13 protein-coding genes are annotated in these 17,536 nt (G+C 61.1%); 2 read left to right on the forward strand and 11 right to left on the reverse strand.

Going from position 1 to position 17,536, the window contains the following annotated elements; genetic code table 11:
- Positions 1-72 precede the first annotated feature (72 nt).
- The 4 genes from P4G45_RS04950 to P4G45_RS04965 all read right to left on the reverse strand — a co-directional run bounded on the left by P4G45_RS04950 (position 73) and on the right by P4G45_RS04965 (position 4,885).
- On the reverse strand, positions 73-744 hold the full coding sequence (locus tag P4G45_RS04950; RefSeq protein ID WP_348268565.1) for a class I SAM-dependent methyltransferase: 672 nt from the start codon (positions 742-744) through the stop codon (positions 73-75).
- Positions 741-1,670: a hypothetical protein gene (locus P4G45_RS04955; protein WP_348268566.1), complete on the reverse strand. Its 930-nt coding sequence runs from the start codon at positions 1,668-1,670 to the stop codon at positions 741-743. The genes P4G45_RS04950 and P4G45_RS04955 overlap by 4 nt, the downstream gene beginning before the upstream one ends.
- Positions 1,671-1,740: 70 nt before the next feature.
- Positions 1,741-3,576 carry a 1,4-alpha-glucan branching protein domain-containing protein gene (locus tag P4G45_RS04960; protein WP_348268567.1) on the reverse strand — a complete coding sequence of 612 codons (1,836 nt, stop codon included), beginning with the start codon at positions 3,574-3,576 and terminating at the stop codon, positions 1,741-1,743.
- A 190-nt stretch (positions 3,577-3,766) separates the two neighbouring features.
- A complete protein-coding gene (locus P4G45_RS04965) occupies positions 3,767-4,885 on the reverse strand; it encodes a BON domain-containing protein (RefSeq protein WP_348268568.1) in 1,119 nt (372 codons plus the stop codon).
- Positions 4,886-5,268: 383 nt separating this feature from the next.
- Here P4G45_RS04965 and P4G45_RS04970 point away from each other — a divergent pair, with 383 nt between their 5' ends.
- Entirely contained in the window at positions 5,269-5,661 is a 393-nt protein-coding gene (locus P4G45_RS04970) for a YtxH domain-containing protein (RefSeq protein WP_348268569.1), read from the forward strand.
- A gap of 71 nt (positions 5,662-5,732) precedes the next feature.
- Positions 5,733-6,317 carry a hypothetical protein gene (locus tag P4G45_RS04975; RefSeq protein ID WP_348268570.1) on the forward strand — a complete coding sequence of 195 codons (585 nt, stop codon included), beginning with the start codon at positions 5,733-5,735 and terminating at the stop codon, positions 6,315-6,317.
- 9 nt (positions 6,318-6,326) lie between these two features.
- Here P4G45_RS04975 and mnmA read toward each other — a convergent pair whose 3' ends face one another.
- The 7 genes from mnmA to P4G45_RS05010 all read right to left on the reverse strand — a co-directional run bounded on the left by mnmA (position 6,327) and on the right by P4G45_RS05010 (position 17,324).
- Positions 6,327-7,439 carry a tRNA 2-thiouridine(34) synthase MnmA gene (gene mnmA, locus P4G45_RS04980; RefSeq protein ID WP_348268571.1) on the reverse strand — a complete coding sequence of 371 codons (1,113 nt, stop codon included), beginning with the start codon at positions 7,437-7,439 and terminating at the stop codon, positions 6,327-6,329.
- Positions 7,440-7,476: 37 nt separating this feature from the next.
- Positions 7,477-8,322 (reverse strand): isocitrate lyase/phosphoenolpyruvate mutase family protein, encoded by an 846-nt coding sequence (locus tag P4G45_RS04985; protein ID WP_348268572.1) that lies wholly within the window; start codon positions 8,320-8,322, stop codon positions 7,477-7,479.
- 196 nt (positions 8,323-8,518) lie between these two features.
- Entirely contained in the window at positions 8,519-9,751 is a 1,233-nt protein-coding gene (locus P4G45_RS04990) for an MFS transporter (protein WP_348268573.1), read from the reverse strand.
- Between the two features lie 108 nt (positions 9,752-9,859).
- Positions 9,860-12,037 carry a molybdopterin-dependent oxidoreductase gene (locus tag P4G45_RS04995; protein ID WP_348268574.1) on the reverse strand — a complete coding sequence of 726 codons (2,178 nt, stop codon included), beginning with the start codon at positions 12,035-12,037 and terminating at the stop codon, positions 9,860-9,862.
- Positions 12,037-13,674: a DmsC/YnfH family molybdoenzyme membrane anchor subunit gene (locus P4G45_RS05000; RefSeq protein WP_348268575.1), complete on the reverse strand. Its 1,638-nt coding sequence runs from the start codon at positions 13,672-13,674 to the stop codon at positions 12,037-12,039. The genes P4G45_RS04995 and P4G45_RS05000 overlap by 1 nt, the downstream gene beginning before the upstream one ends.
- A 51-nt stretch (positions 13,675-13,725) precedes the next feature.
- Positions 13,726-15,537, reverse strand: coding sequence for a sulfite reductase subunit alpha (locus P4G45_RS05005; RefSeq protein ID WP_348268576.1), 1,812 nt, complete (start codon positions 15,535-15,537; stop codon positions 13,726-13,728).
- The gene (locus P4G45_RS05010; RefSeq protein WP_348268577.1) at positions 15,534-17,324 is read right to left on the reverse strand and encodes a NirA family protein; all 1,791 of its coding nucleotides are present in this window, start codon (positions 17,322-17,324) and stop codon (positions 15,534-15,536) included. Before P4G45_RS05010 ends, P4G45_RS05005 begins: the two co-directional genes overlap by 4 nt.
- Between the last annotated feature and the right edge of the window lie 212 nt (positions 17,325-17,536).

A 17,536-nucleotide genomic window follows, 5' to 3' on the forward strand; every position in this document is an offset into this window, starting at 1 on the left:
TTCATTTTTAAGTGCTGCTTTATGCCTGCGTGATTGCATGTCTCATCGTGATCGGCTCAACTATCAACCAGCCTACTGGTTAAGGTGGGGCGAATGCAATGGGAGCGATCGTTCAAGTTGCCAGAGTTCGGTAGTCAACAGACCGGCGAGCGAATGGTGATGGCCGATGCGAGTGAGTCCGGCTTGGATGAGAGGCGCTGCGTGGTCGGGCAGGTGAGTCGTGCGGAGGCCGGTGAGGAGACGGAAGGCGAGATACAGGGTGCGCACGATGATCCGGCCAGGGAGGCGCATGGAGCCAGATGGGATGCGGAAGTCGGAGATGAGCCAAAGGGCTCCGGGTGAGAGGGTGGGGGCGATGCGGTTGACGAGGGCTTCGAGATCGGGCTGGGCGAGGCAGTCGAGGAAGAAGTGGGTGACGACGAGGTCGTAGGGGCCAGTGGGCGCAAAGGTGAGGGCGCTGGTGTTGTGAATTTGGAGGCGGGTGGTGCTGCCTTTGCAACGTTTGCTCAGGAGTTCAAGCATGGTGGCGCTGGTGTCAACGGCGTCGACCTGGATGTGGTGATTGGCGGCCATGAGGCTGGCGAGGAAGCGGCCGTCTCCGTCTCCTATGACGAGAGCTCGCTTTTGATCGAGAAGAAGCGGGAGGAAGTGCAGGCGGCAGCGCTCGAGGGCGCGGCCCAGCGTGAGGTATTCGAGCCAGCGATAAGGACGGGCTATGGAGTTGAAGTTGGGCTCCAGGTTCATCGGTGAAGGAAGGGGATGAGGAGGAGGGGCGTAAGCAGCACGAGGTCCGCCGCGGCTCGCAGGGTGAGTGGGGCTATATAGTGGCGGCGAGCGTGCAGCAGGAGCAGCATCATGGCGGAAAGGACAGCCGCAAAGGCGATTAGCCAAGGCGCGCTGTGATCCAGAAGAGCGAGGATGGGTCCGGTGAGGATGATGATTGTGGCCAGGCCGGGTAGATGGAGGAGAGCGAAGCGCGTGCTGGCGTGGGTCGGGTGGTCGGCAAGGACAGACGGGCGTTGCGGATCATGCTCCCAGGCATAGATAAAGAGGCAGTTGAGACTGCAAAGCGTAGCCAGGAGAAGTGCGGCCGGGAGCAGCGAGAGGCGTAGTTCGGGCTGGCGGGCGACGGTGGGGATAAAGGTGGCGGCGGCGAAGAAGATGCCGACGGCGATCTCTTTGGGGAAGCGGTGGGCGCTGCGGGTGGCGTGGATCAGGATGAAATAGCCGAAGAGAAGGCCGCCGAGGATGAGATAGAGATGGATGGCTTCGGTGGAGAGGCGCAGCAGGAGCGGGGCCAGGGCTACTGAAGCGAGCAGGATTCCTGCGAGGAATGCAGTGCGATGGCGGTGGTGGAAGTAGTGGCGGGCTTCGAGGGGTTGCTCCTGCTGGGATTGGCTGTCGAGCAGGCGAGTGTCGAGGAGGCGGTCTGCAGCGTAGAGCATCCAGACGGCGATGAACATGGCGAAGATGGACGAGAGGGGGAGTCGGATATGGTTGGCGGCAGCGATAAACCAGATCCAGAGGGAAGCTACCGTCGGTGCATCGAGAGAGAGGAGATGCCAGAGGCCGAGGAGAGAGCGGCGATCTTTGAAAGTGGACTTTGGGAAAGGGGACTTTGGGGCAGCCGTCAGTGTTGATTGGGTCGAGGTTGGCGATGCGAGAGCCACAATCTTTATTTTAGGCGCGAAAAAGGAGCAGATCTGGAGGAGAGCTGCTCCTTTTTCGTCACACGACTGTTTATGCGGTCGCGGCGTCTATTGCTTGGGCTGTGGTTGCTTCGGCAGGGATTCTTTTCGAGTCTGTTCCACGGACCTGGTGGGCTCCGGCTACCCAGAGGCCGGGGTCGATATCAGGGAAGACGCTGTCACGGAGTTCGATCTCCGCCAGGCGCGCTTCCTGAGCCGGGGTAATCGCATTTGTGGATTCGAAGGTCTGCCAGATAGCTTTGATGTCGTTGAACTGATCGTTGTGGGTGAGGAAGCGAATCTCTGCGTAGTCGCGTGCCGCCCCGGTGGTGATGAGGAACTGCCAGTCGGAGGATTCGAGCAGGAGAAGCTCACGGCAGAGTTGCTGCATGATGCGCCTGCCCATTGCGGAGTCGCGCCATTGACCGGCGGTGCACACCTCTCGCGTATAGAGTTCGGCGGGATAGATGTGAGTGTAGGTCCAGGAGGTATCCGGGTTCATCCAGACATGATTGTTGCCCTCCGCTCCCCAGGAGCCCTCGTGCATGGCGATGAACCCCGCGCGCGGATAGCGGTCGAGGTATTCGGCGCAACTGATGAGTTCGATGCCGGTATTGTGGTCGTGAATGGTTCGGGCCACTGCTTCGAGCCAGAGAATGCCCTCAAACCACCAGTGGCCAAAGAGTTCGGCGTCGAACGGTGAGCAGAGGATGGGCGGAATAGCGTCATTGAAGCCGGACTGCAGCGCCTCCCATACGAGGTGGACGTAGTTGGCGGCGTGCGATTTGACGCGCTCTGCGGCTTCGTGCGGATAGTAGGGTTGCTTGGCGCCCATATCGACCTTGGGTCCGGTGACGCGCCAGTAGCGATGCCCCCCTGGCCAGCGTTTTTTGTGGAAGTCTAGGTAGGCGCCGTCGCCGGGATAGCCGCTGTCGCCGGACCAGACCTGAACCCCGGTGCGAGGGTCGCGGGGAAAGATTGTGGCCGCGTGAGTTTTGGCGTAGGGACCGTCGACGTAGTAGGGCTGGTAGAGTCGGCGATAGTCGCGACGCGTCATCTCGTCAGTCTGTTCGTCGGTAGGGACTACCCCGTTGAGCAGTTGGTAAGGAGAAGGAACGCGGTTCGACTCTTCGACGAGATGAGTATCGACGAAGAAGAACTCGATGTCGGACTCGGCGAGCGCCTGCTCGACGCCGATGCGGTCGAACCCGGGAGGCGTTGGCGTGCCATCAGCGTTGGCGACGGGGTAGTTCCAGAATCCTGCAGGACGGTACCCGCACTCTGGGGCCCAGATGCCTTTGGGGCGCTTTCCGATGTGGCGAATATGAGTCGCAACGGCGGTACGAATCTGGGCGCGGACACTCTCATCCGTGCCTAAGAGCGGCATATAGCCGTGGGTGGCTCCGCAGGTAATGATGTCGATCAGGCCGATGTCGTTGAAGTGACGGAACCCTTTGATGATGTTCTGGTCGAGGTGGTTGAAATCCTCCAGTGCCTGCGAAAAGAAGCGGTGCCAGAAGCGCGCAGTTTCTGCGTAGTGGGCCTCGCCGGCCTGGGTGAAATAGGCCTCGTCTTCCTGGGCGGCGACGATCTTCCGCGTCAGATAGTGGGGGAACTCTGCGATAAAAACCGGGTGCGAGAGCTGCTCCAGCAGGATCGGGGAAAGATTGAGATTGCAGTTGAAGCGGATATTGTCGCGCTCAAGATTATTGAGGACGCGGAGCAGGGGCAAATAGGTCTCAGCGGCAGCCTCGTGGAGCCACTCCATGCCATGCGGCCAGGTGCCATGATTGACGACGTAAGGCAGATGGGCGTGCAGAGTGAACGTGAGGAAGCCTTTAGGCTTGCCCTTGGGGGTTGCCGCGAATTTGGGCGATGCCTTCGTCAAGACGAGTACCTCAAAGAAATGACTTTCTTTCGGCAAAAGCAGCATCGTATACGGGTGCAACGCCCCGTTGATACCGAGTTTACACGAGGAAAATAGGAAGATTTGGTCTCCGAATGCGGCGGCAGATCTGCGTGAATCTGCCGCCACCTGGAGACGATGATGGTGATGAACCTGCGGCTAGGTGCGGGCACTATCTCTGCTGATTGTCGGGCCGCTGCTGCAGATTGGGATTGGCGACCGCATCCCTCGTGGTGCGTGTGGAGGTGCGAAGGGAAAGGGAGTTCGTGAGGTGGAAGCGAATGAGGCTTTCCGACGGAATCTGCACCTGCTCGCCGCGGGTGATGGCGTTCGATCCGGCTCCGAGGCCCCCTCCCGTTGCGGCTCCGATGGCAGCGCCTTTGCCGCCGCCGAAGATGCCGCCGAGGATGGCTCCCACGGCTGCCCCACCGCCTGTTTTGATGGCCGTGTTTTTGCCGCGTCCCTTACCGGCAACGCTGTAGGGTTCAGTCGAGAGGGCCACGCTTTCGCCGTGGTGCTTCAAGCCGGTCAATTCGATGGTGAGCAGCGAATTCCCTTTGAAGTGGGCGGCTTCCTGCACAACGTCGACCCGTCCAGAGACAGGGGTGCCTTGGGGAATGACGACGAGACCGTCAATGACGATATCGCTTGCGACTGTACCACTGAAACTTTCGCCTTGCTGTGTCGTGGCGCTGTCGAGAGTCTGGGTAATGCGGATGGGAAGCGTTGTACCCGCAGGGACGGCAATATCTCGAAAGGCGGGAGGTGCCGGTTGCGATGGCGGCGGAGGCGGAGGTGGTGGTGTCGCCTGAGCTTGTTGCACCGGGGGCACCCGCTCGATTGGAGCGGAAGAGTGTTCAGCTTCTTCCCGTGTCTCCCGGCGCTCCCTTCTTTCCAGTTCCTTGCGGGTAGCTGCTGGTGGGGGCGCTACGGCGGTTGCGGCCAGAGGTGCGGGCTGCTGGTTCGACTGCGGAGCGGGCTGTTGAACGGTAAGGTTGTTGACCACGGTTTTGAGACCCGCAACCTGGGCGGCGTCTGCTGCGGCCAGAGACCGAGCGGCTTCGTTGCTGACCGTGCCGTTCAGCGTAGCCACACCATTCTGGACGGAGGCCTGAATTGGTTCGGATTGGAGAGCACTGTCGCCGGTGAGGCGCGCCTGCACAGCGGAGCTTAGAGCGGCGTCATCGGGTGGGGGCGTGGCCTTTTGACAGCCGGCAAAGCTGAGGGACAAAGCGAAAGCAGCTGCTAACGTCAAGGCGCGCGGAAACGGGATCGGGCGTAGAACGTACATTCAACCTCTTTAGTGGAGAGAACTATCCAAACACTGTAACTCACTCCATCATTATGGGATGCTTCGGCGTGGCGCTGGGCTGTATAGAAGAAACCTGTCGCCGAAGCCCAGTGTTGGTTAGACGGATGTGACGACGCGAGAGTGAGTGCCGGAGGAGGAGGGGAAGATGTAACCAGCTGCGATAGATCGCGCAACCTATTCCATGGAGAGGGCATCTTTCCCTACAAGCTACCAGCGTCTGCGACGCTTCATTGACGAGAGAAGGTATGCTTGATGTTCGTACGAACCGGAGTTTATCCCGTCGGTCGAAGTTATGAAGGCGGGGAGCGGATTTAGCAGTTCGAAGGAACCTACTTAGAATTCAGAAAGACAGGAGAAGAATAATGGCAGACAACGACAGCAGCGTAGGTGGATTGGGTTGGTTTTTGGCGGGTCTGGGCGTAGGTGCGCTGGTCGGAGTGCTGTATGCGCCGAAGGCTGGTAAGGAGACTCGCGACGATATCGTGGCAAGCGCTCTGGACGCGAAGGAAAAGGCTGCGTCCCTGGCCCAGCAAGGTAAGGAGCGGGCCGCCGATCTGGCCGCCCAGGGCAAACAGCAGGTCGGCGAATATGTCGATCGCGGCAAAGAGTATTATGACCGGGGTCGTACTCAGTTTGCTGAGTATGTCGAAAAAGGTAAGGGCCTTGTGCACGAGCAGCAGGAGAAGGTGTCGTCTGCCATCGATGCGGGCAAGGATGCATATGCGAGCGCTACAAAGGACTTGGGCAAGGCGTAGTCGGGGCCGGGACCTGATCTCTCGTTGATGGAGGTCAGGCCCGAATTTTCTGGAATTGAAAGAGAGGCTGCATGATAGCGGCACAATTTATTATGTCGGGAATGTGGCTGCAGGATTCCGGTTCGATTTCGTCGGGCAACTCGACATTGCTGATGGTTTTTGTCGGCTTGGTGGCGCTCGCGTTGATCGTGCAGGCAATTGCTCTGGTCACGATAGCTATGGGCGCGGCCAAAGCCCGGAAACGCGTGCTGGTAATTGCGGAGGAGCTTCGTGCGAAGGCGATTCCGGTGCTGGATAGCACTGGCGATTTCATGAAGAGCACTGCTCCGAAGATGATAGTCCTCGCTGAGAACCTCGTAGAAACGAGCAATTTAATTCGTCACACGGCAACGGGGCTTAACGCCACTCTTAATGATGTGAATAGCAAAGCTCGCGTGCAAGCGGCGCGTGCGGATGAAATTGTCACCACGATCCTGATGGGAACCGCAGAGGTTGTCGACTCGGTTCAAGCGGGAATTCGGGTTCCGGTGCGCGAGTTCAACGGACTGGTGAGTGGATTCAAAGCCGGGCTGGATGTTTTGGTGGGACGCAGCAAGAGTTTCGGAAACGGCCGCAACGTGCGGAGTTACCGGGATAGCAATGATATCGATTTGTAAATAGGCTCTCTAAAAAATCCAACCACCCCCGACCACCTCGTCTTGCTGATAGAAGACGGCGGCTTGGCCGGGGGTGATTGCGCGTTGGGGCTCGTCGAAGATCGCGGTAACTGTATTGTTAGCGGCTCGGCTTAGAGTGGCCGCGGCGGGAGTGTGACGGTGGCGGATCTTGATGGTGACGCGGATGTCTTCAGTTAGCTCGGGAATGGAGATCCAGTTAAGCCGATTGGCGCGGAGATCGCGGGACATGAGTTCCGCGTCGGCGCCGACGGTGACTTGATGGCTGTCAGGGTGGATTGACAGCACGTAGAGCGGGTTGACCGAGGTAAGTCCGAGGCCTTTGCGCTGGCCGACGGTGAAGCTCTGAATGCCTTCGTGATGGCCGACGACTTCGCCGGACGTTGTGACGAGTTCGCCGGAGGAGTCGGGAAGTTCTTCGCCCTGCTCGTCGAGGTAAGCCTTGAGGAAGGCGCTGTAATCGCCGCCGGGAATGAAGCAGATCTCCTGCGAGTCGGGTTTGGCGGCCACGTTGAGACCGGCTTCAGAAGCCATCTCGCGAACGGCTGGCTTCTGCATCTCGCCGAGCGGGAAGAGGGTGCGCGAGAGCTGTTCCTGTGTCAGGCCAAAGAGAAAATAGGTCTGATCCTTTGAGTGGTCGGCGGGGCGGGAGAGTATCCAGCGGTTGCGGGCCGGGTCGAAGTGGTTGCGGGCGTAGTGGCCGGTGGCGATGCGGTCGGCGCCGATCTGGCGGGCGGTGACGAGGAGTTGGTCGAACTTCAGGTGGTTGTTGCAGAGGGTGCACGGAATGGGAGTGCGTCCGGCGAGGTATTCGGCTACGAAGGGCTTGACTACGTCGGCCTCGAAGCGGTCCTGCTGATTCACCACGTAGTAGGGAATATCGAGCTGTTCGGCTACGTGACGGGCATCGTAGACATCGTCGATGGAGCAGCAGCGGCCCTGAACTGCCTCGGGCATTCCTTCGTGTCCACTGAGGCGGCGCTGGTTCCAGAGCTGAAGGGTGAGGCCGACGAGCGTATGACCCTGAGCGCGCAGGAGTGCGGCGACGGCGGAGGAGTCAACTCCTCCGGACATTGCTACGGCAATGGTTTCCTGCTCGGGCATACTGCTTCTATTTTCGCAGATTTGGCGAAGATGGGGGTTATGACCGCTCTGCGAGGTCTTTGCGGAAGAAGCCGTCCAGCTCGGCGAAGCTCACTGCGTTGTCCAATCCTGCCATGCTGTTTTCCTGAGCCATCTCACGGGCGGCGCGGATGAATCCTGTCCAGGCGGCGCGGGCGAGGGCTGAGCCTACGCTGATGCGCCTTACGCCGATTTCAGCCAGTTCGGGAGTTTTGAGTCCGGCGCTGGAGGTGAGCAGGACGTTGACGGGTTTGGGGTGGACTGCCTTTACGATGGCCTCGATGTCCGCGCGTTTGGCTGCGCCGGGAGCGTAGAGCACGTCCGCTCCTGCTTCGGCGAAGGCTTCGAGGCGGCGGAGAGCTTCGTTCAGCGGATCGGGGTGGCCGACGAGATAGCACTCGGCTCTGGCGACCAGCAGCACATCTGCTCCGGTGGCTTTGATTGCTGCCTTTGCTGCCTTGATTCTTTCGACGGCGACGGGCAGGTCGTAGAGCGGCTCTTCGTGATCACCGGTGGCGTCTTCGATGGAGAGTCCGGCGACTCCCGTTTCGACGCAGCGGCGGACGTTTTCGGCCACTCCCTCGGGCTTATGGGAGTAGCCGGATTGGAAGTCGGCGTTGACGGGGAGGTCGATTGAGGCGACGATCTGGGCGATGTGCTCGAGGACGGTGTCGAGAGGGACGGCCGAGTCTGAGTCGGGCCGGCCGGTAGAGAAGGCAAAGCCGGCGCTGGTGCTGGCGAGCGCCTTGAAGCCGAGGCTGCGGAGATATCGCGCCGAACCTACATCCCATGGGTTGGGGAGGAGGAAACAGCCGCTCTCGTGGAGCTTCCGGAATGCGGCTCGGCGTGCGGTGAAATCGGTCATCGACTAGCTCTCCCGGAGGTACCCCCCCCTGTACTTTAAGTCCTAAAGTCTTCGAAAGAAAGGACCTAAGTCCGGACTTCGGTTTGGACTTACCCAACGAGAAAGCCCGGCTTTGGGCCGGGCTTCTCATTCTTTCTTCTGAGTTAATTATAGCGGGGGTGTCAAGGACTGGCCGCCCTGCCGCCTTCGTTGGAGACTAGTCTGCCGCTATGGCTACGGGCTCGTCGGTGAGGGCGCGGCCTCCGGCGCCGACCCATGTCCTGGTCCAGCGGCGGGAGACGATGAGCAGCATTATGAGGATTAGCGAGGCTATTGCGGCGTAGGCGATGAAGCCTGCGGCGTAAGAACCGGTGTGCTGCTTGGACTGGCCGAGGAGGTTGGGCAGGACGCCGCCGCCGAGCGCGCCGATCTCGCCGATCATGCCGCCAGCGACCGCGGTGGTGATGGGCCAGCGGAGAGGGACGAGTTGGAAGGTGGCTCCGTTGCCTGCGCCGAGGGCGGCGAAGCAGAGCATGAAGAGCAGCGTGGTGACGAGAAGCGACGGCGATGCGATGAGGCCGAAGAGTCCGGCGATGACGATGAGGAAGACGACGGAGAGAGTGGTGATGCCGCCGATGCGGTCGGCGAACCAGCCGCCGAGGACGCGGGTGGCGCTGCCGGTGAGGGTGGCGAGGACGGTGAGGCTTCCGGCCTGAATTTTGGTTACGTGGAATTGTTTGACAAAGAACGAAGGCAGAAAGGTGGCGAGGCCGATGAAGCCGCCGAAGGTGATGATGTAGACGAGGTTGAAGGCCCAGCCATCTTTTTCCCAGAGGCATTTGAGGTGATCGCGGAGACTCTGGTGCTCGATGTCTGGCGGTTCTTTGGCGAAGACGATCATGACGATGAGGGGGAGCAGCATCATTGCCGCCGCGAAGCCGTAGACGTGCTGCCAGCCGTAGTGGGTGGCGAGGCGTGGCGCGAAGAGCGCGGCAACGGCGGTGCCGCTGTTGCCTGCTCCGGCGATGCCCATGGCGAGGCCTTTGTATTGTTTGGGGAACCAGCCTGAGCCGAGGGAAAGTGCAACGCCGAAGCTGGCTCCGGCGATGCCGAGCAGGACGCCCATGGCGAGGACGTCGTGAAAGGTTTTGACGAAGAAGAAGCCGTAGAGAAGCGCGATGACGATGGCCGACATCTCGATGATGGCGGCCATTTTTCTGCCGATGTACTGCGAGACGACGCCGAGCGGGAAGCGCATGAAGGCTCCGGCGAGCGTGGGGACGGAGACCATGAGGCCGACCTGACCCTGAGAGAGGTGGAACTGCTCGGAGATGAATGGGCCCATGGCTCCGTTGAGAACCCAGACGGCGAAGCTGAAGTCGAAGTAGAGGAAGGCCGCGAGCAGGGTTGGTGGATGTCCGGACTTCATGAATGCTTTGAGATTTGCCATGGATAGCTCCCCTGAAGAGATGAGTTTCAATTTGGTTCATCTGGTGCGAGGTGAACGTCGGGGTTCGACCGTGGTATTCGTCTGGCATTCGGCGGCTTGGCCGAGTTTTTACTTCAATGTCTTGAAATACTTTTCTACGCGGACGGCGCACTGTTTGAAGTTGGGCTCGCGCGAAATGGGATCGAAGGCTCCCAGGGTGACGAGGTTGGAGTTGGTCTCGGCGAAGTGGAAGGGCATGAAGACCTGACCGGGTGCGACGATGCCGGTGATGCGCAGCTCGATATTGCGGACGGTGCTGCGACGGGAGAGAACGTTGACGCGGTCGTGGGGGCGGAGTTCGAGTTTGGCGGCGTCGATGGGGTTCATCTCGAGCCAGGCGTTTGGAACCATGCTGTCGAGCATTTCAACCTCGGCGGTTTTGGTGCGAGTGTGCCAGTGTTCGACGGTGCGGCCGGTGTTGAAGATGAAGTTGTATTCTTCGTTGGGCTGCTCGACGAAGGGCAGGCAGGGGACGCTGTAGAGGACGGCTTTGCCGGTGGCGGTGGGGAAGATGCCGTCGGCGTAGAGGCGGTCGCCGCCCCATTGTGCGCCGCCTTCGTCTTCAAGCTGCTGCCATGTGAAGTTGCTGTAGTCGCACATGCGTCCTGCGGAGACGCGCTGCCATTCTTTGAAGGCGTCGTGGGTGGTTTGCCAGTTGGGGAATAGCTCGTCGCGGACGCCGAGGCGTTGGGCGATATCGAGGAAGATGTCGAAGTCGGAGCGGGCGAGACCGGGAGGCGTGACGACGGGATTTACTTTGCTGACGCGGCGCTCGGAGTTGGTGTAGGTGCCTTCTTTTTCTCCCCAGATGGCGGCGGGGAGGACGAGGTCTGCGAATTCGCTGGTGGGCGTGGGGTGGAAGCCATCCTGCACGATGAGGAAGTCGACGCTTTCGAGGGCTTGCTTGAGCAGAGCGTAGTTGGGGAAAGAGACGGCGGGGTTGGTGGCGATGAACCAGAGAGCTTTGACTTTGCCGGCGACGGCGGCCTCGATGATGTCGGGGTAGGCGAGGCCGCGTGATGTGGGGATGCGGTCGGCGTCGATGTTCCAGATGCGGGCGAGGTCTTCGCGGTCTTGCGCCTTCTCGAATTTGCGGTAGCCGGGGAGAGCGGTGGTGAAGCTGGTTTCGCGGCTGCCCATGGCGTTGCACTGGCCGGTGATGGAGAACGGTGCGGCTCCGGCGCGACCTATGTTGCCAGTGATGAGCGCGAGATTGTTGATAGCGGTGACGGTGGCTGCGCCCTGCGTGGAGTGATTGACGCCCATGGTCCAGCCGATGAACGCGGCTTTCGCTTTGCCGTAGAGGTGGGCGGTGTTGACGATGGTTTCTTCACTGAGGCCGGTGACTTCGGCTACGTGTTGTGGTGTGAAGTCGGCGACGAAGCTTGCGAACTCTTCGAAGCCGGTAGTGTGCTGGTGGATGTAGTCGCGGTCGATGAGGCCGTCGCGGATGAGGATGTGCGCGATGCCGTTGAGCAGGGCGATGTCGCCGCGCGGCTTGATGGGGAGATGGATGTCGGCCATCATGGCAGTCTTGGTGACGCGTGGGTCGACCACGATGACGGTGGAGTTTTGGTTGCACTGGCGATTGCGTTCAATGCGCTGGCAGAGGATGGGGTGGTTGTCGGCGATGTTGGCGCCAATGAGGAGGATGAGGTCGGCGGTCTCCATGTCGGCGTAGGAGCCGGGTGGGCCGTCGCTGCCGAAGGTGAGCTTGTAGCCGGAGACGGCGGAGGCCATGCAGAGGGTGGTGTTGCCGTCGTAGTTGCGGCTGCCGAAGCCGAGCTGGATGAGCTTGCCCAGAGTGTAGAACTCTTCGGTGACGAGTTGGCCAGTGCTGATGACGCCGAGGGAATCGCTGCCGTATTTTTGCTGGACGGCGGAGATTTTTTCGAGCATGACGGTGAGGGCTTCGTCCCAGGAGACGGGGACGAGCTTGCCATCTTTGCGTAGGAGCGGCTGCTTGGCGCGGCCGGGGGCGTTGAGGATGTGATGCTCGCTGAGACCTTTGGGGCAGAGCTTGCCAAGGTTGACGGGGTGGTCGGGATTGCCGCGGACGGTGACGGCTTTGTTGTCTTTGACGCCGACGAGCATGCCGCAGCCGACGGAGCAGTAGCCGCAGGTGGTTTTGACCCAGGTGTCGGCTACGCGGGCGGTGGCGATGTGACCGAAACGCGGGTCGCGCTGGAAGGTGTATTCGGATTGGCGGGTGTCGATGCCGAGAGCGCGGCGGATTCGTTTCAACATTAGTATGTGCCTCCGCGAGTGAAGGTGAGCGCCATGTTGAGCGGAACGACGGAGACGAAGAAGAGATAGCGCGCGATGATAACTGCGGCGAAGGTGGCGAGCGTGGCGAAGGCGAAGGCTCCGCAGAAGGAGAGCAGGCCTGCGGCGGCGGCGAGAGCGAAGGTGACAATGACGGCGGGACGGAAGTTTTGCGTGCCGAGAAGCTCGGCGGTGGCGCGTTCTTCAAAGAGGCTGGAGCGATTGAGACGGATGAGACGGATGGCGTGGTTGGCGATCCATGGAATCGCTGCGAGGCCCGTGAGCCATGCGGGAAAGGCACTGATGGTTTGCAGATGGAGCGGTTGCAGCAGCGTGATGTGGTTGAGCGTTTTGACGATCCAGTTGAGAGTGACTGGAAGCGTGGAGCCGATGAGGAGGCTGCTGAGGAGGAAGTCGATGGGGGTGTGGACCATGTTCCATGCGGGACGCGCGGGAACGAGATAGATGAAGGCGCTGGCGATGGTGCCGGCCACGCCGAGGATAGCGGCTGCGCAGCCGATGGTTGTGAGGAATTGTGCGACGAACGGGAGCGTTTGCATGTGCCGCAACAGTGAGCTGTGCAGGATGGATGCGGTGGATGGCGTGAGCAGCCAGGTGGCGAAGGTGAAGGTGGCGATGGCACCGAAGAAGAGGCCGAAGAGGAGAACCTCGCGGCTGAGCCAGGAGCGGCGCCACATCTTCAAGGCTCGCCATGCGTAGGCGGGACGGCCGAGATGGAAGACGGAGATGTTGAGCGCGATGCTGGTGATGACGAGCAGGATGGTGAGCAGCATGGGCGGGGCTGCGTGGAAGAGCAGCGCGAAGATGAGTGAGCCGGTTACGGACTGGATGAGCGTCGTCATGAAGACGAGGGAGAGATGGGCGTGTTCGGGCTGGATGCGTCCTATGTCTACGCGCTCGAGTTTGGTGGTTGTGTTGGGGGGAAGCGTGATGCGCGTGGTCGAGATGGTGTGCCCCGCCGCGGGCATGCCGGGAGATTCGGCACTGGCGTAGTCGACGCGCCATGCGGTGGTGTTGACGATTTCGATCTCGATGGCGGCTTCTGGGCAGGCGTTGACGCAGGCGGGTTCGAGGCCGTCGGTGAGGCGGCCGTGGCACATGTCGCATTTGCCGACGACTCCCCGCTCGGCGTTGAACTGAGGGACGGAGTAAGGGCAGTTCCAGACGCAATACTGGCAGCCGATGCAGGCGTCGGCGGAGTGGAGGACGATGCCGGTAATGGGATCTTTGGTGTAGGCATCGACTGGGCAGCCTTTGACACATTCGGCGTCGAGGCAGTGGTTGCAGCCCATGGAGAGGTAGTGGCGAAGCGTGTCGGGGTAGGTGCCGCCTTCGATCTCGCCGATGCGCCGCCAGCGAATGTCGGCGGGGTTGCCGTTCTGCTCGTTGCAGGCGATCTCGCAGGAGCGGCAGCCGATGCATTTGGTCATATCGAAGTGAAAGCGGTATTGTTCTCCGGCTTCGAGCGCGCGTGTGGGGATGAGCGACGTGACGACGGTTGCCGCTGGTACGGAGGGCTGGCCGAGGTCGGCGAAGGTCATGCGCACGATGGAGTCTTCGGTGGCGGATTGTGCGAGTTCCTGTAGGGGTAGAGACACTGGTGCCCTCCTTTCGTGAGGTGCTTATGGATCGATTGCCGGCGTGGGCGTTTAGTAAACGTCGCGGTGGTAGCGGTGATCGTCTTTCAAGGTCTGCACGTATTCGGTTGCTGCTTCGGCGTTGAGGTTGCCTTGTTTGGCGACGATGCTGTGGAGTGTGGCGTCGACATCTTTAGCCATACGGGCGGCGTCGCCGCAGACGTAGATGCTGGCTCCGTCCTCGAGCCATGACCAGAAGCGCGGGGCTTGCTCGAGCATCTTGTCCTGCACGTAGACCTTGTGCTCCTGGTCGCGGGAGAAGGCGAGATCGAGATGGGTGAGGTGCTTGTCCTTGAGCATCGATTCGAGCTCGTCGCGGTAGAGGAAGTCGGTTGCGGCACTGCGCTCACCGAAGAAGAGCCAGTTCTTTCCGGTGGCGGATAGAGCGCGGCGCTGGTGCAGGAAGGCGCGGAAGGGCGCGATTCCAGTGCCGGGGCCGATCATGATGATGGGCGCGTCGGACTGCTGGGGCAGGCGGAATTTTTTGTTGGGCTGGATGTAGATGGCCCGGCGTTCGCCTGTGTTGGTGCGGTCGGCGAGCAGGGTGGAGCAGACGCCGCCGCGCTCGCGGTTATGGGCGCGATAGCGGACGACGGCGATGGTGGTGTGAATCTCGCCGGTGTGCGCGTAGGGGCTGGAGGAGATGGAGTAGAGGCGCGGCGCGAGTTTGGGCAGCATGGCGACAAGGTCTGCGGGATCGTGGAGGACGCCGGGGTAGTCGTGGAGGAGATCGATGAGGCCGCGGTCGTAGGTATATTTTTCGAGGTGCGCCTGCTGCTCGGGAATGAGCAGACCGAAGAGCGGCTTGCAGTTGCCGATGGTGGCGTAGGCTTCAATCATCCTGCGGGTGAGGCGGGTGATCTGCAGGTGATTTGTGAGGGCGTCGACGAGCGTTGTGGTGCCGGATTTGGGGAGCTGCACCGGGGCCTGGGCGCTGAAGTTCAGCATGGTGATGATGTCTGCGACAAGCTGGTGGTCGTTTTGCGGGACGACACCGCAAGCATCTCCGGCTTCGTACTTGAGGTTCGAGTCGGCGATAGAGAAGGCCATGTGCATGGTGAGTTTGCTGGAGACTTCGCGGGTGAGTGGGTGCTTGTCAACTACAGGCGCGAGAAAGGGATTTTCGCGCGTGTAGGAAGAGGCACCGGTGCTGCTTGCTGCAGGCTTCGCTGCAGGCGCTGCGGTTTTGATGGAGGCTGACGGCGCGTTCTTGGCCGGGCGTGTGGAGACGATGGATTCGAGGCGAGAGTAGAGGCCCTGCTTCCAGCTTGCGAAGGCATCGTCCAGATCGATATCGCAGTCGACGCGATTGTGGAGACGGACTGCGCCGAGGGAGTCGAGCTTATTGTCGAGGTCGATGCCGAATTTGCAGAAGTGCTCGTAGTGCGAATCGCCGAGGGCGAGCACAGCGTAGGAGAGATCCTGATAGCGGGGGAAGTGTTCGATGCAGAGCTTCTCGTAGAAGGGCTTGACTGCATCGGGGGCGTCGCCGTCGCCGTAGGTGCTGGCGATGAGAATGGCGTAGCGCTCTTCGGCGAGCGCAGCGGGCGTATAGCCTTCGAGCGAGATGAGCGAGGCGATGTGTCCTTTGGATTTGAGGTCCTTCACGACTTTACGAGCGAGGCCCTCAGCGGTGCCGGACTGTGAGGCGTAGAGCACGGCGATCTTGAGCGCAGGCGGAGCTTCGGTGACTGCGGCGGGCTGCGTCGAGGAGAAGATTCCGGCGAGGAAGCCGTTGAGCCACGCGCGCTGATCATCGCTGAAGGGCGCGTTATCTGGGATGAAGGGAACGAGTGTAGGGAGGCCGGTAGTTTGCATGGTCATACGAGCTCCTGAGTTGCGCAGAAGGATTGCAGTTCGGTGATGGAGTGGCGGCGCGTGAAGTCGAGAAAGGACTCTTCCGGGTTACGTTGCGTGGTGTAGGTGCGGAAGAGCTGCTCCATGACTGGCGGCAGATCGCTGAACTTGATGGCGGGGATCAGCTCGCGAGCGATGCTTTGATCCTGGTCGGAGCCTCCGCCGACGACGACCTGGTAGCCTTCTTCGCCGCCGACCTTGACGCCCATGAGGCCGATGTCGCCGATGTAGTGCTGGGCGCAGGAGTGGGGGCAGCCGGTGACGTGCAGATTGACGGGCTGCATGATGTTGAAGCGGCTGTCGAGCATGTTGGCGAGCGCGACGGCGTGGGCTTTCGTATCGGTTGCGGCGAAGCGGCATCCCTTGTTGCCTGTGCAGGCTACGGTGCCGCTGAGGACGGTGCCTGCTTCGAAGGCGAGACCTGCGGCGAGAATTGCTGCCTTTGCGGCTTCGAGCTTTGCCGTGGGGATGTTGGGGATGATGAGGTTCTGCCAGACAGTGAGGCGCAGTTGGCCGGTGCCGCAGGTCTCGGCGATGTTGGCGAGACCGAGCATTTGATCTACTGGCAGGCGTCCGACGGGAACGGAGACGCCGATGTAGTGCAGGCCGGGCTGCGACTGTGCATGCACGCCGATGTGTCCGGCGCGGTCGATGGGCTTGCGCGGTTCGCAGGCGGATGCGGGAACGCGGATGAGCGGGAAGGCGAGAAGCTTCTCGGTTTTGGTGATGAACTTTTCGACGCCCCATTTGTCGATGAGGTATTTGAGGCGGGCCTTCTTGCGGTCGGTGCGGTCACCGCGTTCGGCGAAGACGCGAATCATGGCGGCGGCTACGGCGACGGTCTGGTCGGGGCGAAGGAGAAGGCCGCAGTCTGTCGCGAACTGCTTGTGGCCGGTGATGCCGCAGAGCAGCACGCGGAAGTAGACGCCGGCGGGGATGCCGTGGCCTTCCTTGACCTCGACGGCGATGAAGCCGATGTCGTTGGTGTCGGCGACGACGCTGATGGCGCCGCCGTTGTCGAAGGCGACGTTGAACTTGCGTGGCAGGCCGTACATGTCGCGAGAGTTGAGGATGTAGCGGTTGAGCGCGTCGGCGAGCGGCGCTACGTCATAAAGCTCTTCCGGGTCAATGCCGGTGATGGGCGATGCGGTGATGTTGCGGATGTTGTCGGCGCCTGATCCGCGGGAGGTCATGCCGAGGTCTTGAACTTTGCCAAGGACGCGGACGATGTCTTTAGGTTGGAACTCGCGTATCTGGAGGTTGCTGCGCGTGGTGAGGTCGGCGCGGCCGGAGCCCCAGTCGGCGGCCATCTGCGCGAGGCCGCGAAGCTGGTGCGCGCTGAGGATGCCGCCCGGCACGCGCATACGCAGCATGAAAGAGTCCTGCGCTGGAGCGACGTAGAAGAGTCCGTGAAATTTGAAGCGGAAGAGATCGTCGGGCGCGGGGGCCTTGTCTTCGTTAGCGTGTGCGACGAGTTTGTCCCAGATGTCGAGCGCGTTTTCTTCCTGCTTCCAGCGCTCTTCTTTGCAGAGGTCGGAGAGGGGCGTGCCAAACCACATTGGCTCGGCTTCTTCGGCAGCCTGATTGACGAGGCCAGAGGCGGGATCATTGGTGATGTGGCCGCTGAAGGTTTGGCCAACGAAAGGCATGACTCCGCGCTGGGCCACGCCGGCGAAGAAGCCTTGCAGATATTGCTGCTGCGCGATGGAGAACCCTGGAGCGTCGATGAGGGTGGTGCCGGTTTGCTGTTCCATGCTGAATCTCCTTTACGGTTTCCGGCGGTTGAAGCCGGAAGGTCGCAGGGCGCGATCTGGATTGGGTGCAGCCAGATGCGGGGCCAGATAAACATCGCGTTGAGAGAACTCAATTGCGATGATTCAAGGCTCGTCAGGGAGCATGAAAACTATGGAGGAGAGTGGGAGCCGGGACACAGCAGGGTGCCGGGCTGAACTTCTTCGGCTATCCA

The sequence above is a fragment of the Edaphobacter paludis genome (genome assembly GCF_039993895.1).
GTDB lineage: Bacteria > Acidobacteriota > Terriglobia > Terriglobales > Acidobacteriaceae > Edaphobacter > Edaphobacter paludis.